Source organism: Chthonomonas sp. (assembly GCF_035294165.1).
Taxonomy (GTDB): Bacteria; Armatimonadota; Chthonomonadetes; order Chthonomonadales; family Chthonomonadaceae; genus Chthonomonas.
On sequence record NZ_DATGLN010000072.1, the window covers coordinates 17,719 to 35,258 of the forward strand.

13 protein-coding genes are annotated in these 17,540 nt (G+C 57.1%); 10 read left to right on the forward strand and 3 right to left on the reverse strand.

Annotated elements, in window-relative coordinates; translation table 11 throughout:
- Positions 1-106: 106 nt before the first annotated feature.
- Positions 107-688 (reverse strand): hypothetical protein, encoded by a 582-nt coding sequence (locus VKV29_RS03625; RefSeq protein WP_324199937.1) that lies wholly within the window; start codon positions 686-688, stop codon positions 107-109.
- Between the two features lie 278 nt (positions 689-966).
- On the opposite strand from VKV29_RS03625, the gene VKV29_RS03630 reads away from it, so the two are divergent.
- The 10 genes from VKV29_RS03630 (at position 967) to VKV29_RS03675 (ending at position 15,763) form a co-directional block, all read left to right on the forward strand.
- Positions 967-1,740: a phytanoyl-CoA dioxygenase family protein gene (locus VKV29_RS03630; protein WP_324199938.1), complete on the forward strand. Its 774-nt coding sequence runs from the start codon at positions 967-969 to the stop codon at positions 1,738-1,740.
- Between the two features lie 7 nt (positions 1,741-1,747).
- Positions 1,748-3,073 carry a Xaa-Pro peptidase family protein gene (locus VKV29_RS03635; protein ID WP_324199939.1) on the forward strand — a complete coding sequence of 442 codons (1,326 nt, stop codon included), beginning with the start codon at positions 1,748-1,750 and terminating at the stop codon, positions 3,071-3,073.
- 58 nt (positions 3,074-3,131) lie between these two features.
- On the forward strand, positions 3,132-5,921 hold the full coding sequence (ppc, locus tag VKV29_RS03640) for a phosphoenolpyruvate carboxylase (protein WP_324199940.1): 2,790 nt from the start codon (positions 3,132-3,134) through the stop codon (positions 5,919-5,921).
- Positions 5,922-5,941: 20 nt separating this feature from the next.
- Positions 5,942-8,119: an ADP-ribosylglycohydrolase family protein gene (locus tag VKV29_RS03645; protein ID WP_324199941.1), complete on the forward strand. Its 2,178-nt coding sequence runs from the start codon at positions 5,942-5,944 to the stop codon at positions 8,117-8,119.
- Positions 8,120-8,161: 42 nt separating this feature from the next.
- Entirely contained in the window at positions 8,162-9,508 is a 1,347-nt protein-coding gene (locus tag VKV29_RS03650; RefSeq protein WP_324199942.1) for a hypothetical protein, read from the forward strand.
- 383 nt (positions 9,509-9,891) lie between these two features.
- Positions 9,892-11,175: a geranylgeranyl reductase family protein gene (locus VKV29_RS03655; RefSeq protein WP_324199943.1), complete on the forward strand. Its 1,284-nt coding sequence runs from the start codon at positions 9,892-9,894 to the stop codon at positions 11,173-11,175.
- 4 nt (positions 11,176-11,179) lie between these two features.
- Entirely contained in the window at positions 11,180-12,397 is a 1,218-nt protein-coding gene (locus VKV29_RS03660) for a hypothetical protein (protein ID WP_324199944.1), read from the forward strand.
- Positions 12,387-13,589, forward strand: coding sequence for a GNAT family N-acetyltransferase (locus tag VKV29_RS03665; RefSeq protein WP_324199945.1), 1,203 nt, complete (start codon positions 12,387-12,389; stop codon positions 13,587-13,589). The genes VKV29_RS03660 and VKV29_RS03665 overlap by 11 nt, the downstream gene beginning before the upstream one ends.
- 30 nt (positions 13,590-13,619) lie before the next feature.
- Positions 13,620-14,657: an SIS domain-containing protein gene (locus tag VKV29_RS03670; protein ID WP_324199946.1), complete on the forward strand. Its 1,038-nt coding sequence runs from the start codon at positions 13,620-13,622 to the stop codon at positions 14,655-14,657.
- A gap of 5 nt (positions 14,658-14,662) precedes the next feature.
- Positions 14,663-15,763 carry a DUF3866 family protein gene (locus tag VKV29_RS03675; RefSeq protein ID WP_324199947.1) on the forward strand — a complete coding sequence of 367 codons (1,101 nt, stop codon included), beginning with the start codon at positions 14,663-14,665 and terminating at the stop codon, positions 15,761-15,763.
- Here the strand turns inward: VKV29_RS03675 and VKV29_RS03680 are convergent.
- Entirely contained in the window at positions 15,760-16,050 is a 291-nt protein-coding gene (locus VKV29_RS03680; RefSeq protein ID WP_324199948.1) for a hypothetical protein, read from the reverse strand. The genes VKV29_RS03675 and VKV29_RS03680 overlap by 4 nt on opposite strands.
- 13 nt (positions 16,051-16,063) lie before the next feature.
- Positions 16,064-17,540: endonuclease MutS2 (locus tag VKV29_RS03685; RefSeq protein WP_324199949.1), on the reverse strand; the 1,477-nt coding region annotated here is incomplete at its 5' end.

Below are 17,540 nucleotides of genomic sequence, written 5' to 3' on the forward strand. Positions count from 1 at the left end.
CAGATGCGATTATCCTCTTGGCCTCTGTGCCTACAAGAGACGGCAGCGCGTGGCCGGAGAGAAAGGAGCGTCGAGAGAGTACAGACCCTCTCGACACTATAAAAACCTAGGCAGTTCGACGAAGTTTGCGGCGAATGGCAAAAAGCCCGCCACTGCAGAGAAGGGCGCCAAGACCCATCAGCGACGAGGCCTCCGGAGTGGAGGTGAGGGAGCCTTTGATAAAGAAGGTTTTTCCGTTTCCTGCCGTTACATGGAAACCAAAGCTGCTTGGTGTGGGTGTATTGAGAAACTCAAATCCACCTACCGAGTTGCTTGAGGTCACTGCGTTGCTCTTACTGTTGTTCTCGTATCCAAACATCTGGCCGGTTGTATTGTTCCCCGAAATATCGTCCTTCTCGCTCCAACCGCCCGGCGTTGTGTAGTTGGAGGGAATCACGGAAGAGACGGGATTGTCGAACAGCTCAAAAAAGCCGAAGATGTTTGTGATGGTGGTGCTGCCATAGCCGGCGTTTGGCGCCAGGGAGAGACTATAGGAGGCAACCCCATTGGACACAGTTTTATTGAGGGTAATGCCATGGATGGCTCCCACATTCGTAAAAGAGCCATAGCTCTGCGCATGAGCCACCGCCATCGAACACCCTAAAACGACAGGGATGGAAAACAATCTACACACACTTTTGAGATGCATCTGTTCCTCCAAAATTTATTGTGTGAAGCTGTACGGCAAATTCCAAAGGCGCTACAACATCCTACAACGCTCACATCTTAAATATGCATTAGTTGTTGTGTTAAGCAAAATGATTAAAATACCGGTTTTTGTAAGAACCTTGTTTCTTTGGATGTAGGGGTGAGTGTGCCACCAGGGCGAAGCAGGAAATTTTTAGAGAAAACGCGAAGTAACAAAAGATACAGGTGGGCATGGCCCCCACACGAAGCAAGAGGCCATCCAGAAGGAGGTTTGAAACCATGTTGACGCCCGAACAGCTCGATTTTTATCGGGAAAACGGTTACCTGCTGGTAAAAAGGTTGCTGACGCCGGAAGAAGCGGCTCTCTATCGTAAAGCCTGCCATGCGTTGGCTGAACGCCTCAATGCAGTGCGCAACATAGATGCCACTTGGGGCAGTGCCAAACAGGCGGTCGCCGGTGCAGAGAAGACGGTGGTGCTGCACTGCCACGACGTGCAGTTCTATGATGCCCTCTTCACCCGTCTCATTACCGATCCGCGCCTAACCGATGCGGCTGCCGAGATCATCGGCTCGCCTAACGTGCAACTCCACCACACCAAGATGTTTATCAAGCCGCCGGAGAAGGGCGCGCCGTTCCCTATGCACCAGGACGCCCCTTATTTCCCCCATGAGCGCCACACCATGATCGCGGCCATCCTCCATTTCGACGATGCGCCCATCGAAAAAGGCTGCGTTCGTGTGGTGCCTGGCAGCCATAAGCTGGGAATGCTGGAGCACAATCCGGAGGGAGGTTGGCACCTGCCGTTCGAGCAATACCCTATCGAAAGCGCCGTGCCCTGCCCGGCAGAGGCGGGCGATGTGCTCTTCTTCAGCTACCTAACCATTCACGGCTCCGGGCTGAATACCAGCAACGAGGCACGTACCACCCTCTTGGTGCAGATGCGCGATCCCACCGATAAGCCGACGCAAATGGTGCATCTCTCGCGCGGCCAGGGCATGATGTTGCGCGGGATCGATCCAACCGCATCGGGCAAAGCCGCCTGGCAGGAGTAGCCCCAAAATGATCGTCTCGAATGCGCCGTCGGGGCCTGCCGCCCAACAAGAAGCCTATATGCCCCCGTTGCCGTTGGATGGATTCTCGACGGAGGAGTTTCGTAGCCGGCGCAAGGCCTTGCGCGAAACCTATCCGGATGGCATCTTGCTGGTGCGCGGTTCCACGGAGAGGGAGTTTACCGGGCCTCTGCCCTATCGGCAGAATAGTGCCTTCTACTACCTCACCGGGGTGCAGACCCCAGGAGCTTTCCTCGTTATGCTGCCGGAGGGCGTGCCTCCGCACGTAGGAAATACAGGCCTAAGCAAACAGGTGCGTGAAATCCTCTTTCTGCCCGCCCGTAATCCCTCTTGGGAGTTGTGGACAGGCCCCAAACTTGGCCCTGGAGAGGAGACCCAGCGGCTTACCGGCATCGAGGCGACTTTAGAGGCAGGACGCATTTGGGGGCTGCTGACCACGTGGCTGTCGTACTGTGCAACCCTCTACGTTGTTGCGCCTTATGGAGAGGAGGCTCGGTTCTCACCAGATTATGCGCTTATCGAGCGCATTCGCCAAATGGCTCCGACGGCGCAATTTCGAGACCTCGGCCCGGGACTGGCAAAGCTTCGCATGATCAAATCTCCCGCAGAAATAGAGCGTATCGAACAGGCCATCGCCGTTACCGATGAAGCGCTTCGGGCTGCACGTAATCTCATTCATGAAGGAGATGGGCGCTACGAATACGAGGTCGAGGCCGAAGTGCTTCACACCTTCCGGCGTCATGGAGCGGTTTTAGGCTTTGCCCCCATCATCGGCAGCGGCATTAACGCCACCATTCTCCACTATACCGATAACCGGAAGCGTATGGAAAACGGCGAAACCGTTGTGGTGGACATCGGGGCACAGGTAGGAGCCTACACCGCCGACCTCACGCGCACCTTTATTGTAGGGGGCAGGCCCTCCGCACGACAGCGCGAGATATATACGGCCGTGGCGGCCACCCTGAAGCACCTGGTGAACTCCTACCAACCCGGAGTCGATTCGTTAGACGATCTGAACAGGCGCTGCAAAGCGTTTTTGAAAGCGCATCCCTTACGAGTTCGCAATGCAGGCGGCGAGGAACAGACTTTGGATACTTTCATGCCGCATGGGGCAGGGCATCATCTGGGGCTAGATGTGCATGATGTGGGAGAGCGCTACGAACCGCTGCAGCCCGGCGCCGTCTTTACCATCGAGCCGGGCCTCTATCTCCCGGAGGAGAGAATTGGGGTACGCCTGGAAAACGACTATCTGGTGACCGAATCGGGGCTGCGGGAACTAGGCAACGCGCTTTCCGTTGATGTGGAGTTAGAATAGGTTCCTGTGAAGTGGCAGCCCTTGTAAAAAGGGCCGAAAAGCAGTAAGATCAGTAGACATGGAAGAGATTTCTCAAGAACAGCCCCGTCCGCTTTGGAGCGCCGAGGATCAGCACGCACGCCTCGAAGAGCTGTTAACCGACGACCCCGAAAAAAAGTTTGCGCCGCTGCGTCGTGATGTGCGCAGCTTAGGCCGCCTCTTGGGGTGGACGCTGAAGGAGCAGGCCGATCCCTCTCTGTACGATACGGTGGAGGCGCTGCGTCAAACGGCTATCGGCTATCGTGAAAGACTTCAGGCCGGTGAAAGCGCGGAAGACGCGCTCGCCGCCATGGAGGCGTGCATCCGCTCCCTCTCGGTATCTCGCGCCTACCAAGTCACCAAAGCGTTCTCTATCTACTTCGAGCTAACAAATTTGGCGGAGGCCAACCATCGCAAAAGGCGTTTGCGTGCCGCCCGTGTCGCGCCGAATCACGTTCCTCAACCCGGCTCGATGGAGGGAACCCTCTTACGCATGAAACGAGGGGGCATTGGGGCTAGGGAGGCACTGGAACACCTCAGCAAGGTGGAGGTGATCCCCACATTTACGGCGCACCCCACCGAGGTGGCACGCCGCACGGTGCTGTATAAACGCCGCCAAATCGCCATTCAGATCGAACGAATTGACTGGCTTCCACTTACCGACGCGGAGGCGCGCGAACGAGAAGAGCTGATCGCCGCGGCGATCACCGAGCTTTGGCAGACGGATGAGGTGCGCCGACGGGCTCCTGCGGTTCAAGACGAGATACGCATGGGACTTGATTACTATCCTACTTCCCTCTTTACCGCCCTACCGCGATTTTATGAGGGCCTGGCCGAGGCGTTCCAGCGAGCCTATGGCGTCGCCATTACCCCCTCCCTGTTGCCCACCGTGCTGCGATTTGGTAGCTGGATTGGAGGCGACGGAGATGGCAACCCCTACGTTCATGGGGGAACCGTTCAAGATGCTCTCGAAATGGCACGCCAGATCATTTTAGATCATTACCGGCAGCAGATAGAGGGATTGATAGCGCGTCTCAGTCTTTCTGTAAGACAGACCGGCGTTTCGCCTGCGCTCACAGAGGCTTTGGCACGCTACGAGCGGGAACATCCTTTGGAGGAGAAACAGGCGCGTGCCCGCTCACGAGAGGAGGTTTACCGCTTCTTTCTCAGCTATGTGGCCCGAAGGCTTCGGGCGGTTCAAGAGGGTGACACCACCCTCGCTTACCCCAATGCGACCGCCTTCAAGGCCGATCTGCTTCTCGTGCGCGATAGCCTGCAAACGAATAAAGCCCAACAGCTTGCTCGCCTCTATCTCGATCCGCTCATTAGGCAGGTAGACACCTTTGGCTTTCACCTGCATACACTCGACCTGCGCCAACATGCGCGCGTTCACGCCAAAGCGATTCAGGAACTGGCCCAGGGTGCCTCTACACAATCGGGCAATATTCCCTCTCCACCCTCTCCGCAAACGATACAACTTTTAGATACGCTTCGCGCCGTTGCCGACTTAAAACGCAAATATCCACCGCAAGCCATTCGGGCCTACGTGATCAGCGGAGCCACAAGCGTGCAAGACATCTGGAACACCATCTGGCTTGCGCGTAGCTGTGGCATTCGCGTTGAGGCCGAAGGCGATGACCCCGGCCTGATGCCTGTGCCCCTCTTTGAAACCATTCAAGACCTGCGTAACGCACCTCAAATCTGTCGTGAGCTTTGGAGTTCACCGGAGTACTCCCGTCTTCTCGATACATGGGGACGCCAGCAAGAAGTCATGCTCGGCTACTCCGACTCGAACAAAGATGGCGGCATGCTCACCTCCACATGGGAGATATTTAAAGCGCACCGAGCTTTACATCAGGTTGCAGCGGAGTGTAACGTGCGGCTGCGCCTGTTTCACGGTAGAGGAGGCACCGTGGGACGCGGAGGAGGGCCGACGCATCGGGCCATTACAGCGCAGCCTCCGGACGCCTTTCTCGGCCCCATTCGCATTACCGAACAGGGTGAGGTTCTTAACTGGAAATATGCCGACGAGCAGATAGCCGAACGCAACCTCGAACTCATGGTGGCTGCGGCCCTAGAGGCGCTGACCAGGGCCGGCGGGTGGGGAGCTGTGATCGAGCCGGAGTGGGAGGCCGCCATGGAGTGGATGTCGCAGAAAGCGTTCGCCTTTTATCGAAAGCACATCGCGGAAAATCCAGAGGTTCTCACTTACTATGAACAGGCTACCCCTGTTGAAGAGCTAGCCCACGCCCGCATCGCCTCCCGTCCGCCACGACGCAGCGAAAAACGAAACCTAGAAGACCTGCGTGCCATTCCTTGGGTGTTCGGCTGGATGCAAAGCCGACATGTGCTACCGGCCTACTTTGGGGTGGGCTATGCCATCGAACAGTTCATCCAAGAGAACCCTAACCATGAGGCGCTCCTACAGACAATGATGCGCAAGTTCCCTCTGTTCGAGGATATGATCCGCAATGTGGAGACCGGGCTGGCGAAGGGCGACCCTAACATCGCCTGGCGCTACGCCTCTTTGGTAAAGGATAGGGCGCTTGCCGAGCGTGTCTATAACCTCATTATGGAGGAGTTCCATCGCACCGCCCGAATGGTGCTGCGCATCACCGGTCAACATACACTCCTAGCAGAGAACCCCACGCTCGCCGCCTCCATCCGTCTGCGCAACCCCTATGTAGACCCGATGAGTCTTATCCAGGTAGAGTTGTTGCGCCGAAAACGTGGGGAGCAACAGGAGGCGGGAGTAGATCAAGAGGAACTGGACTACGCTATCGCGGCCACCATCAACGGGATAGCGGCGGGGCTACGAAACACCGGTTAACCGGTAGGGGGACATTGGGGATGCCTGCAGCGCTCACCCTTATGAAAAAAGCGTATTTTGACAAGGTAAAAGGAGCTTGGTGGGGAAAATGCGCCGGTGTAACTTTAGGCATCGCCAATCGTGGGCGCACCGTGCCCTCCACTTTACACTACTATAGCCCTATCCCGGCCCAACATGCAGCGGGAGTTGGGCTTGACTTTACGGTTGTTTGGCTCGATACCCTCGAAAAAGTAGGAACGGCCGTAACCGATACCGATTTCATTAAGGCTTGGCAAAGCCATCTGGACTACTGGCAAGACGAATTCGGCTATGCCCAATGGAACTGGGCACATGGTTTAGAGCCTCCCGCTTCGGGCACCTACTCCAACTGGTTTCACAACAGTACGGGCGGTGCCATGCGGGCCGACATCTGGCCCCTGCTTCTGCCCGGGGCGCCGCAAGTGGCCGCTGCATTTGCTGCCCGCGATGCACGCATAGACCATGGCATGGAGGGCGTTTGGGCCGCTATGTTTTTGGCGGCCCTGGGCAGCGCCGCCTTTTTTCTGACCGATCCACGGGCTTTATGCGTTATTGGGCTGGCCATGATCCCGCGCAACTGCCGTGTAGCGCGCGCCGTGAAAGCCGTGCTGGATGCGGCCTTTCGTGCCAACGGGTGGTTGGCGGCTCGTGAGGCCGTCCTCAAAGAGGTGGGCAACCCCAACTTTTCCGACGTGGCCCAAAATATGGGCTTCTTTACCATCGGGCTGCTTTACGGCTTTCAAGATTTTGAAACGGCTCTGTGTAACGCCGTGAATTGTGGCTACGATACGGAGTTTGTAGGAGGAGCCATAGGCGCTGTTAAAGGCATCTTTTACGGCTACGAGCAGTTGCCAGAGCTTTGGAAACAGCCTTTAGGAGAGATGTTCATTCCAGGGCCGGGTCTGCACGATCTGCCCTTGCCCGACTCGCTTCACGACATAGCGGAACGAATTGCCACGGTTGGAGCGCGCTTCATCGAAACCTACGTGCCGCATCTCGTCCTGCTCGAAGAGACGGCGGAAACGCCCGCAGATACCGCACCGATGCCTTCACAAACGGCCTCTGAAGAGCAGGCTCCGTCGCCAACCGATATCCCCTTAAATGGGGAACCATCCCAAGAAACTGCCGTAGAGCCGTCAGAGGAAAACCCGCCTACGCCTCCAACCGAACCTACCCCCACGGCAGAAGAGACAAGCCCTCCATCCTCTGCTCTTGGTGAAACAGAGGTTTCAACCTCTGTTTCATCGTCTGGCAGTAGCACAACACCCAACGATGTTACCCAGGCCATCGCCTGGGCCGATAACCGCCTCGTCAAACCTCTGCTCGTCTATCCACCCTACCTCATGGAGCGGCGTGTGGGGCCTTACCTGCTCTCGCTAGATGCGGGTGAGGTTCTCGCCGTATCGCATCTGCAGCCCAAATCGTTCCAGTTGGCGATAGCCAATCAGGGCCAAGAGCCTTTCATCGGAAAGATACAGGTGATGGCGCCGCCTGGGTGGCAGATCACCATGCCACCCGGTTTTGGGAGCCGCCAGGTCATCGCACCTCAAGGGCGGTTGCAGACCATGTTCACCCTCGCCGTGCCCGGCGGCCAGGGAACTATCGAAATAGTAAACCCACTTACCGTCACACTTCTTCCGGAGTCGGGGGCACCTGCTCAATCGGCACAGTTCCTCATTCCAGGGGCTTCTTGCTGGTGGGTTGTAGGAACCTTCGAAAATTCCGAAACCGAGGGGTTCGACCGAGTCTATGCACCGGAGAGCCGACCGGAACTCTATGAGACCTACACGGGGCGGCTCGGCCAGATCGTGCGATGGGAGCGTCGGAGTTTTCCGGAGCTTGTTTTAGACCTCGAGCCTCTCTTTCATGGCTCACCGGGCGTGTGCTACGGACAGACAACCGTATATGCCCCGACGGAGCGACCTGCACGGCTCGTTGCGGCAACAAATAGCGGCATTAAGGTTTGGCTGAATGGGCAAAGGGTGCTGGCACGTTTTGAGAAACGCCCATTTCGCCCCACCCCTATCGGCAGCGTTTGGGGAGTGGATGTGCTTTTGCATCAGGGGCCTAATCGCGTGCTGGTGAAATGGGTGCGTGGCAAAGACCCCTTTGCCTTTGCCCTGCTGTTTGCCGACCAAGAAGGCCGCCTCATGCCGGATGTTGCCAATACCAAGTGGTAAACTAAATAACTCCACCTCAAAATCGCTTAGGAGGCTCGCTATATGGCGCTACGCCGCCCTTTTTTGCACTTTTTTATGGGCTTTTTGCTCTTCTGCACCCTCTACCAGGCTCGTGCCCAGACGACCGGCGATCTTCACTATCCTTCCACACCGTTGCCCTACACCACAACCCTTGAACCGGAGATAAACCCAAGAGGGCTTATGGAGCCTCCCCACTACGGTTGGCATACGGACTTCATCGGCCCGTGGCGTGGCTATTTCGATCTTTCGATAGGTGTGAAAGCCTGGTCAGACCGCTTTACTTTCCAAAACCTTATCTTTGGCGGTTTCGTAGACCTGCTGCCCGGCTTGCGGGCGCGTCTCGAGTTCCGCAAAAGGGACAATAACAAGTTCGCCCAGGTGATACCCGATGAGTTCTACCTAGAGGCGTACGATCAGTATCGAGGGCATCACATAGAGGGGGGAGTGAGCTTGCGAATAGGGCATGTGCGCTATCTTCACTTCCCTTTCCCCGATGCCATTGCGCTTTTCGACACGGTGCCGGATAACCGCGATCTCTATATCTCCCATGCCGAGAGCGACTACCGCTCTATCGTGTTAGAGGGTGAGGTGGCCTCCTACGGAGGGTGGGGAGCGCATTGGACGGGGCGCGCTGCCGGATTTAGCCCAGGCGACAACCCAAAGGGAACGGTGATCGAGGCCTACGCCTTCTACCGCACCCATTTCGGCAACGGCTGGCGCTTTGAAACGCGCGCAGGCGACCTCGCCGTGCGGCGCTATCCGGTAGGCCAGCCGGGAGAGCCAGGCTATAACGTCTATTTGGGCAAGCAGATCGGCGAGTTCAATGTGGGCCTCTTCTACGAACACAAGCGTTCAGAACACGATTTTACCGGCATCGCCGTTCAATTTCGACCTGGGCCGGTAACTCGCGTTTTTGGCCGCTACGATATAGACTATTCAAGACGACCGCAGGGGATCACCGCCCAGATTCCACTCCTGCACCTACGCCTTAACGAGCATAAACAGCCACGTCATGGCGATGTTTTGGTGGGGCAGGTGCGCGCCGTCCGCATACGTACCCTCGATGTGCAGGGGCTTGTACGCAACGAGTACGAGTTTCGCCTGGAATCGTGGGGGCAAACAAGCGGGCCGGAGGTCCGCTGTGTGGTGCGTGAGGAGCCGTGGTATCTGCAAGCCGAAGCGCTGGTAAGCCCCCACACCTCGTTAGATAGCCGCTGGTTTCACGACCGAGCCGGGCCCGGGCAGTATGTGCAGGTGGTTACCTACGACTTCTTCAAGCCGAAACCTCCCGCTGCAGAGACGAACACGGCGGATGAAGTGCCTAATGCGGAGCGCTTGGCCCGGCGAGATACAGACAGACAAAAATAGTTGGCAGCGCTGCCGGCGATCTGCACAAGTAAGCAAAGAATATGCCACTATCATAGGGTGGACAAATCGCTGGTTGGCCGCTACGGGCCTATCGCCTATCTCAGAGGGCAGAATGGGTTGCTGTGAAAGTGGGAACGGTGAACCCATGTCAAACGATGCAGACGTTCCGTCACGGGGTGGTTTGCCACCCGATGGGCTAGGTTTGTCGGTTCGTATATGTAGTTGTCTGCATTGTGACTATTCGATGGATCGTGACCTAAGTGCGGCCATATCAGGAACAGAGCAGGGAACTGCCTTTGCTCGGTAACGTAGGGGGTAGCCCCAAGCGTTCTATAAGAAACCCGCGCCTTAGGCGGGGAGTTGTCGCTTAAAAGGAGTAAGTGATGCGTCACAACGCTCATTACGATGCTATTGTGGTAGGTGCCGGCCCAGGAGGTACGACGGCTGCATGGGAGTTGGCGCGCCACGGAGCACGAGTGGCCCTTTTAGAACGTCGCAAACTGCCACGCCATAAAACCTGCGGTGGTGGCATGCCCATAACCGTACGGCAACTTTTGCAAATAGATGCCTGCCATGACCTGGCGCCGGAGGCGTTTGTAGAAGCAAGAGTGCGCTATCTGCGCCACACGTTTCGGTTTGCAAGCCCTTATCTCGCCTCCCTAAACCACGGCCCCGCGGGCGAGGATAACCCATCCGAGCTGGAGCTTTGGATGGTGCAGCGCTCTATTTTTGACAACGCCCTCGCCCAACGGGCTGCCCGCGCCGGAGCCGAACTGCGCGATGCCCTAACGGTGCGCCGTGTGGAGTGTGCGGATACAGGCCCTATTCGCATTACTGCCGAAGGTGAAACCGGCACATGGAGTGCTACCTGCGATTTTTTGATAGGTGCCGATGGCGCAAACGGTGTGGTGGCGCGTCAGGTAGGCCTAAGACGTGAACGCGCCATCGCCATCGCCATCGAAGTAGAGGCGCCTCACCGATGGGGGGAAGGCCACGAAGACCTACGCCCGGATGTAGCCCATTTGGAGTTCGGGGTTGTGCAGGGCGGCTATGCGTGGGTCTTTCCAAAAGAGAACCATCTTAACGTGGGTGCGGGCTGTTTTCGTCCGCATGGTCAGAGCGTGCACGGCGACCAAAATCTGCGCACCGAACTAAGGAAAACGATTCTGGACTATTTGCGCTATCTTAACGTGCCATACCGGGAGGAGGAACTGGTTTTTCATGCGCATCCGCTGCCTATTTGGAATGGGCTAGACATGGTGCAAAACGAACGTGCGAACGTTTTGTTGGTGGGAGATGCTGCAGGGCTTATCAATCCGTTTTTCGGCGATGGCATCTACTCGGCCATCCGAAGTGGCTCGATTGCGGCAAGGGCGATCCTTGAAGGGCGCACGACGAACTATACCGATGCCATTGGGGAGGCATTTCGAGCCAATTTCGATGGCGCCTTGCGGTTTGCACGCTTCTTCTATCGCTGGCCGGGCTTCTGCTATCGGCATGGCGTTCTGCGGCCCTATGCATCGCGCACGGCCGTGCGCATCTTGGCCGGTGAACTTACCTTTCCCGACATATCGCGCCGTATCATCCGGCGCATTCGCCAGGCCATGGCCGTTGAGCGAGGCGGGCCTTATAGCCGCCGACTGCGTGATCGGCAGATGCTGGAGTAGGCAAATGGTATCCACTGCAGTTCAATTCGGTGCCGGAAATGTTGGCCGGGGTTTCGTGGCGCAACTTTTCTGGGAAAGCGGCATGGAGGTGGTGTTCGTAGAGGTCAACACCACGATCGTGGAGCTTTTAAATGCACGGCGCTCCTATCCTCTTTGCCTCATTCCCATTCCCGGCGTTGCGGATTCTCCCAAAAACAAAGCTGAAAATCCAACGGTGGTGCAGATCGCACCGGTGCGGGCTTTGCACACAAGCCAACAGCACGAGATCGCCTTGGAGATAGCCCAGGCCTCCGTACTCTGTACCGCCGTCGGTGCTGCAGCGCTTCAGCACATTGCTCCCCTCATCGCTTTGGGGCTTTTAAAGCGTTATGAGCTTCATCATCCACCCCTCAACATCTTGTTGTGTGAAAACCTCTATCGAGCCGATAGCGTTTTGCGTGAAGCGGTATCTCAACACCTGCCGGAAGCGCTGCGTGAGTCTATACTCCAACGTACCGGCTTTGTGCCAACCGTTGTAAGCCGTATGATCCCCATCCCCTCCCCTGAGGAGCGTGCTGCCGACCCTCTCTTCATTCGTGCCGAGAGCTACCATCGGTTGCCGGCAGATAAGCATGCGGTCGTCGGCACGTTGCCTCCTATTTCGGGGCTTGAGTTAGTAGATAATTTCCATGCTCACATGGAGCGTAAGCTCTATTCCCACAACGCCGCCCACGCCGCTTTGGGCTATCTCGGCTGGCTTAAGGGCTATACATATGCCGCCGATGCCCTTAAAGACGCCACCATTTTGGCACGCATTAAGGGGCTGATGGACGAGACCGGTATGGCCTTGGTGAAACAACACGGTTTTGATCTATCGGAGCAGCGTGCCTACGAAGAGGAGCTGTTGAGGCGCATCGCAAACCCAGAGCTTGGCGATACCTGCGATCGCCTTGCACGCGACCCCTTGCGAAAGCTGGCCCCAGAAGATCGGCTGGTGGGGGCTGCCCGATTGTGCCTCCGACAACAGATATTCCCCGATAATGCAGCCTATGCGATTGCAGCGGCGCTTCACTACGCCCATCCAGACGACGTTTCCGCCCGAGCGCTTCAAGAACGTATTGGTAAAGAAGGAATAGAGGCTTTCCTGGCGGCTCACTGCCACATCGCTTCCACAGAGCCTTTGGGAGAGACCATTCTGCGCTACTATTTCCTACTGAAGGAGGCAGCCGTTCATGGACTTTGAGGTTCGTGCCGTACGGCCGGAGGAGAGAGAGGCCTGTTTGGAGTTATGGTGCCGCGTGTGGTCAGAAAATGGACGTGCTTTCTTTCATCGCTATCTCTATGCAGACGACACCTGGTTGCCGCACTATACGCAGGTAGGGGTGCTAGACGGCAAGATCGTGAGTGCCGTGCAGATCGTGCGGCGCAAAGTGGCCTGTGGAGAGATGTGGTTGACGATGGGTGGCCTCGCCAATGTATCCACGCTGCCGGAATATCGTGGGCAGGGGTTTAATACCGCCTGTCTTCAACGCGCGCTGGCGGTGATGGAGGCGGAGGGAATGGATTTCTCCGCGCTTGGCACGGGCATTCCCGGCTACTACGAGCGCATCGGATACACCATCTTCCCTCTGCTGGAGGTTGAAGGGGCTGTGAGGCAGCCCTTGCCTTCTGGTTCTGCCGATATCGGGGTGCGTGCCGCCCGAGCCGGTGACCTGCCCACCATTCAGGCCATTTACGCCGACTATAATCGCCACCGACCGCTTACCTTCGAGAGAACGCAGAGCTATTGGAGACATTGGATTGGTCTGTCCGAAGAGAGTGATCCCAAGGGGATGCTCGTAGGCCTGGATGGCGAAGGACGAGTGATTGCCTACCTCTGTTACAACACGTTCGAGCGGGAAGGGCAGAGATATGGCGAGGTTGGCGAAATAGGGTTGGCGGATATGGAGGGGGCTAGGTCGGAGCGGGTAGTTCTTACCCTGCTAACGGCCTTATGTTGGCAGGAGGAGATACGCTTCCTGCGAGCGCATATCGCTTTAGACCCGGAAGTCTGCTCCGCTCTGGAGCAGGTTTTGGAGAAGCCTATTCCCCGCTACAATCGTGGCGGGATGTTGCGACTGTTACATCGAACCGAGCTGTTTCAAAAGCTGCTTCCCCATTTCGAACGGAGATGGGTAGAGCAGGGCCGCCCTGCGGGGCGGGTGGGTTTCGAGACGCCTTATGGGCCGATCGCTTTGGAAGGGGCCGGCGAAGCGCTGATCTTAAAACGGATGGAGGAGGGTGAGGGAATTCTACCCCAGGTTCATTTCTTCCAGTTGCTTTTCGGTACCGCACGTCCTCACCACCTTACAGAAGATAGGGCGCAGCAACGCTTCTTAGATGCCCTGTTTCCACCAAGAAAGGCGCCCGTTTTCTACCGAGCCGACGGTTTTTAGATGCATCCCCATAGGTAGGAGAGATAGAGAATGGTCTTTATGTTGGAAGAGATTTATGAGCAGCCGGAGGCCGTCGCCAAAGCAGTTCAGCAAGGCGATGTCGCCGTCCAAAAGCTCGTGAAAGAGCTGAAACAACAAGATGTACGTTACGTGGTAATAGCCGCTCGCGGTACCTCCGACAACGCTGCCACCTACGCGAAATACCTCATCGAGATCGTTTGTGGCATACCCGTCGCCCTTGCTGCGCCCTCCGTGTTTACCCTCTATGAAGCGAAGCTGCGGCTAGAGCGCTGCCTTGTGTTAGGCATATCGCAGTCGGGGCAGGCGGAAGATGTCGTTCAGACGCTGGCTTCCGCTCGCGCGGCCGGAGCGTTGACCGCCTGCATCACCAATGTGGCCGACTCGCCATTGGCAAACCAAAGCGAGCATGTCTTATTGTGTCATGCCGGGGTAGAGAGGGCTGTGGCGGCCACAAAGACCTACACAACAACGCTTGCCCTCATTGCCCTATTGGCCGGACAGTGGGCCGAAGAAACAACGCTTTTGGAGGAGCTTCGCGAAATACCACAACGTATGCACCAGGTGCTGCCTTTGGATTCTCATATTGAGGCGGCCGTTGAGCGCTATCGCTACATTCAAGAGTGTGCTGTGTTGGCACGTGGCATCAATCAGGCCACCGCGCTGGAGGCCGCCCTCAAGATGACGGAAACGAGCTATTTGGTGGCGAAGCCCTACTCGGGTGCCGACTTCCTCCACGGGCCGATAGCCATGATCCATGAGGGGTTTCCCACCTTCCTCTATGCCCCAGACGGTCGCGCCTATCCTTTTATGTGGGAGTTAGCCCGGAAACTGCAGGAGCGTGCCGCCGAAATGATCATCTTCGCACGATCTCCGGAGCTATTAGAGTTTGCGCGATGCCCTATTCGCATTCCGGTGGATATTGACGAACGGCTTAGCCCCCTGCTCTATATCGTTGCCGGCCAGCTATGGGCGTGCCGTCTCGCCCTTGCCCGCGGTTACAATCCCGATAGCCCGCGCGGCCTCAACAAAGTGACCGTTACGCGCTAACAGCCATGTTGTTCCGCACGGAAGGCCGGGTAGAGGCGATTCTTGCTGAGCATCCTGCTCTGCAGGTGTTGGTGGTGCAGCCTTTCTCGGTGGATGGAAATACTCCTCCCAGAACGGCCATCAACTACAAAGCGCTCACCGGCACGGCACAGGTTGGCGAGCGCGTGTTGCTGAATACGGTGGCTGTGGAGCTTAATTTGGGAACCGGCGGCTACGATTTTGTGGTGGGAATAGTGGGGCGAGAGCTGGAGGATGAGCCGCCTGGACATCTCATCAAACTGCGCTATACTCCGCTCCAAACGCCCGTGCTGGCGATAGAGGCGCCGGAAAGCCCGTTTCATCCTGCCCTCGAATCGTTTCACCCCCTTGAAGGGGTCCCCGTGGTCTGTTGCGGTCTGCACAGCCAGATCGGCCCGGTCTGCTTCGCCGCACACGCGGTTTTCAAAGAGCAAGGATATCCCGGTCGTGTCGTCTACATTATGAGCGATAGTGCGGCCCTACCCATTGCCTGGAGCCATCTGGTGAGGGAGTTGAAACAGAACGGTTTGCTGCAGACGACGATCACCTGCGGGCAGGCCTTCGGAGGCGACTATGAGGCCATTAACCTTTACTCGGCCCTGCAGGCGGCAAAACAGGTGGCTTCGGCCGATGTTATTTTGGTGGGTCAAGGGCCGGGAAACGCCGGCACACAGACCGCATTGGGGTTCTCCGGCATAGACCAAGGTCTCGCCATGAATGCGGCTATCGCCCTAGAAGGCCAACCTATCTGCGTACCACGCATTAGCTTTGCAGATAAGCGCCCACGTCACTACGGTGTTAGCGAGCAGACCCTTACTGTTTTAGAGCGCGTGGTGCTTGGCTCGGTGCAGGTTCCGCTATCGGTGATGCCTTCCCAAATGCGTGAAACCGTGCTCACCTCTTTTCGGGAGAGAGGGCTTTTGGAAAAACATGCTGTGGTGGAGGTAGAGACCGACGCGCTCTTCAACCCGATGGCAACCTATAACTGGACTACCATGGGACGCAAGCCGCAGGAAGACCCCTACTTTTTCCAAACCGCTCTGGCGGCAGGAATCGTGGCCGCCCAATCGGCGCTGAAGACAGGCTAATGGCCTACCGAGTCGTGCCGATAGCCATCAGGCCCGTTGCGGCCAAGCTTCAAACCGAAAAGATAGTCGCCGAAACAGGCCATCACGATCATCAGCAAGTACTCCAGCCCAACCCAAAGCAGGTAGGTTGGCGGGGCATATCGGGAGAAGAAGAGATGCGCTATCAGCAGAATGATCGGCACGGCGAGGGTATATAAAAAGACTCTCAGGCCACCCGTTGCCCAAGCGGTTATTCCTCCGATAACAAAGCCGGTGCAGGCCAATGCAAACCACCATTCCCATCCCATAGTGCCATCCCTTCTACCCTTTTAACTCCACAATGGTCACCCCGTCGCCTCCCTCCTCTGCCGTGCCGAGCCGATAGGAGGCCACCAAAGGATGATCGGCCAAAAACTGCTGCACGGCTCTTCGTAAGGCTCCGGTTCCCTTCCCATGTATTATACGTACTTTGGAAAGCCCGGCGGCATAGGCATCATCGAGGTATCGTTCCAGTAGGGAGAGGGCCTCATCTACACGCATGGCCAGCAAGGTTAGCTCGGGTGATATCTGTAGAGCTTTACGTAGGGCTATCTCAGAGGCGCTTGATGTCGCACGAGAGGCGGAAGAGGAGGGTATGGTGGGCGCTTTTTCCAGGGGACGTAGCTGATCTACGGGAAACGTAGCCCGCATCGCTCCCATTTGCACAACGACCTCTCCGTTCTTCGGCTCTTCAAGCACCTGCGCCTCCAGATGAAGCGCCGGAATGCGCACCCAGTCGCCTCGACGATAGACATGGTGCGTTGGTGCCGGTTCGGGAGGTTCCATAGGGGCCGGTTCGAGGGCGGAGTAGGTCTCTTCGCGTAACGCCTTAAGTTTTTGGCGCGCGCTCGCGCCCTTTCGTGCCCCCCGATTCATGCGCTGCAACTCTTTTAAAATGTTTTCGGCCTTCTCGGAAGCGTGCGAAAGAATGCGCCTAGCCTCCTCTTGCGCCTGTTGACGCACCGTTCTTTGTACTTCGGCAATTTGGCGTACCCGTTCCTGATACTCGGCGCGGGCGCGTTCTGCCTCCGCACGGGCGGCAAGGGCCGCTTGTTCCGCGATGGCGGCGTTGCGGCGGCTCTGCTCTAGCTGCTCGATAAGCTGCGAGGCTTCGACCTCCTTTCTGGAGAGGGAGGCCCGTGCCTGCTGCAGTATCTCTTCTGGCAAGCCCAAGCGAGCCGCAATGGTGAAAGCGTGCGAGGAACCGGGAACCCCTTGCAACACACGATAGGTTGGAGAGAGCGTCTCTCGGTCGAACTCCACCGAGGCGTTCTCTACACCGGGCTGGGAAAAAGCATACTCTTTTAATTCACCGTAGTGTGTGGTGGCCACAACGCGGACTTCTCTCTCTCGAAGGTACTCCAAAATCGCTTTGGCCAGAGCAGCACCCTCCGCCGGATCGGTTCCCGCCCCTATCTCATCAAGCAACACAAGCGAGTTACTTACCAGATTTTCGAGGATATGAACGATGTTTTTGAGGTGCGCGCTGAAGGTTGAGAGATTCTGCTGAATATCCTGCTCGTCGCCGATGTCGGCAAAAACCTGCTCGAAAAGCGCGATTTCGGTGCCCTCCTCTGCGGGGATTTGAAGGCCGGCCAAAGTCATGAGAGTGAGCAAACCGATGGTCTTCAGCGTCACCGTTTTACCGCCGGTGTTGGGGCCGGTGATTAACACAACCGTGCATCTTTCCCCTATCTCAAAATCTATGGGCACCACATTCCCCGTGAGCAGAGGATGACGCGCTTTGCGCAGCTTCACC

Excerpts from the sequence above, each read along its gene's own strand:
- VKV29_RS03625 (WP_324199937.1), bottom strand. The coding sequence starts at position 688 with ATGCATCTCAAAAGTGTGTGTAGATTGTTTTCCATCCCTGTCGTTTTA.
- VKV29_RS03630 (WP_324199938.1), top strand. The coding sequence starts at position 967 with ATGTTGACGCCCGAACAGCTCGATTTTTATCGGGAAAACGGTTACCTG.
- VKV29_RS03635 (WP_324199939.1), top strand. The coding sequence starts at position 1,748 with ATGATCGTCTCGAATGCGCCGTCGGGGCCTGCCGCCCAACAAGAAGCC.
- ppc (WP_324199940.1), top strand. The coding sequence starts at position 3,132 with ATGGAAGAGATTTCTCAAGAACAGCCCCGTCCGCTTTGGAGCGCCGAG.
- VKV29_RS03645 (WP_324199941.1), top strand. The coding sequence starts at position 5,942 with ATGCCTGCAGCGCTCACCCTTATGAAAAAAGCGTATTTTGACAAGGTA.
- VKV29_RS03650 (WP_324199942.1), top strand. The coding sequence starts at position 8,162 with ATGGCGCTACGCCGCCCTTTTTTGCACTTTTTTATGGGCTTTTTGCTC.
- VKV29_RS03655 (WP_324199943.1), top strand. The coding sequence starts at position 9,892 with ATGCGTCACAACGCTCATTACGATGCTATTGTGGTAGGTGCCGGCCCA.
- VKV29_RS03660 (WP_324199944.1), top strand. The coding sequence starts at position 11,180 with ATGGTATCCACTGCAGTTCAATTCGGTGCCGGAAATGTTGGCCGGGGT.
- VKV29_RS03665 (WP_324199945.1), top strand. The coding sequence starts at position 12,387 with ATGGACTTTGAGGTTCGTGCCGTACGGCCGGAGGAGAGAGAGGCCTGT.
- VKV29_RS03670 (WP_324199946.1), top strand. The coding sequence starts at position 13,620 with ATGGTCTTTATGTTGGAAGAGATTTATGAGCAGCCGGAGGCCGTCGCC.
- VKV29_RS03675 (WP_324199947.1), top strand. The coding sequence starts at position 14,663 with ATGTTGTTCCGCACGGAAGGCCGGGTAGAGGCGATTCTTGCTGAGCAT.
- VKV29_RS03680 (WP_324199948.1), bottom strand. The coding sequence starts at position 16,050 with ATGGGATGGGAATGGTGGTTTGCATTGGCCTGCACCGGCTTTGTTATC.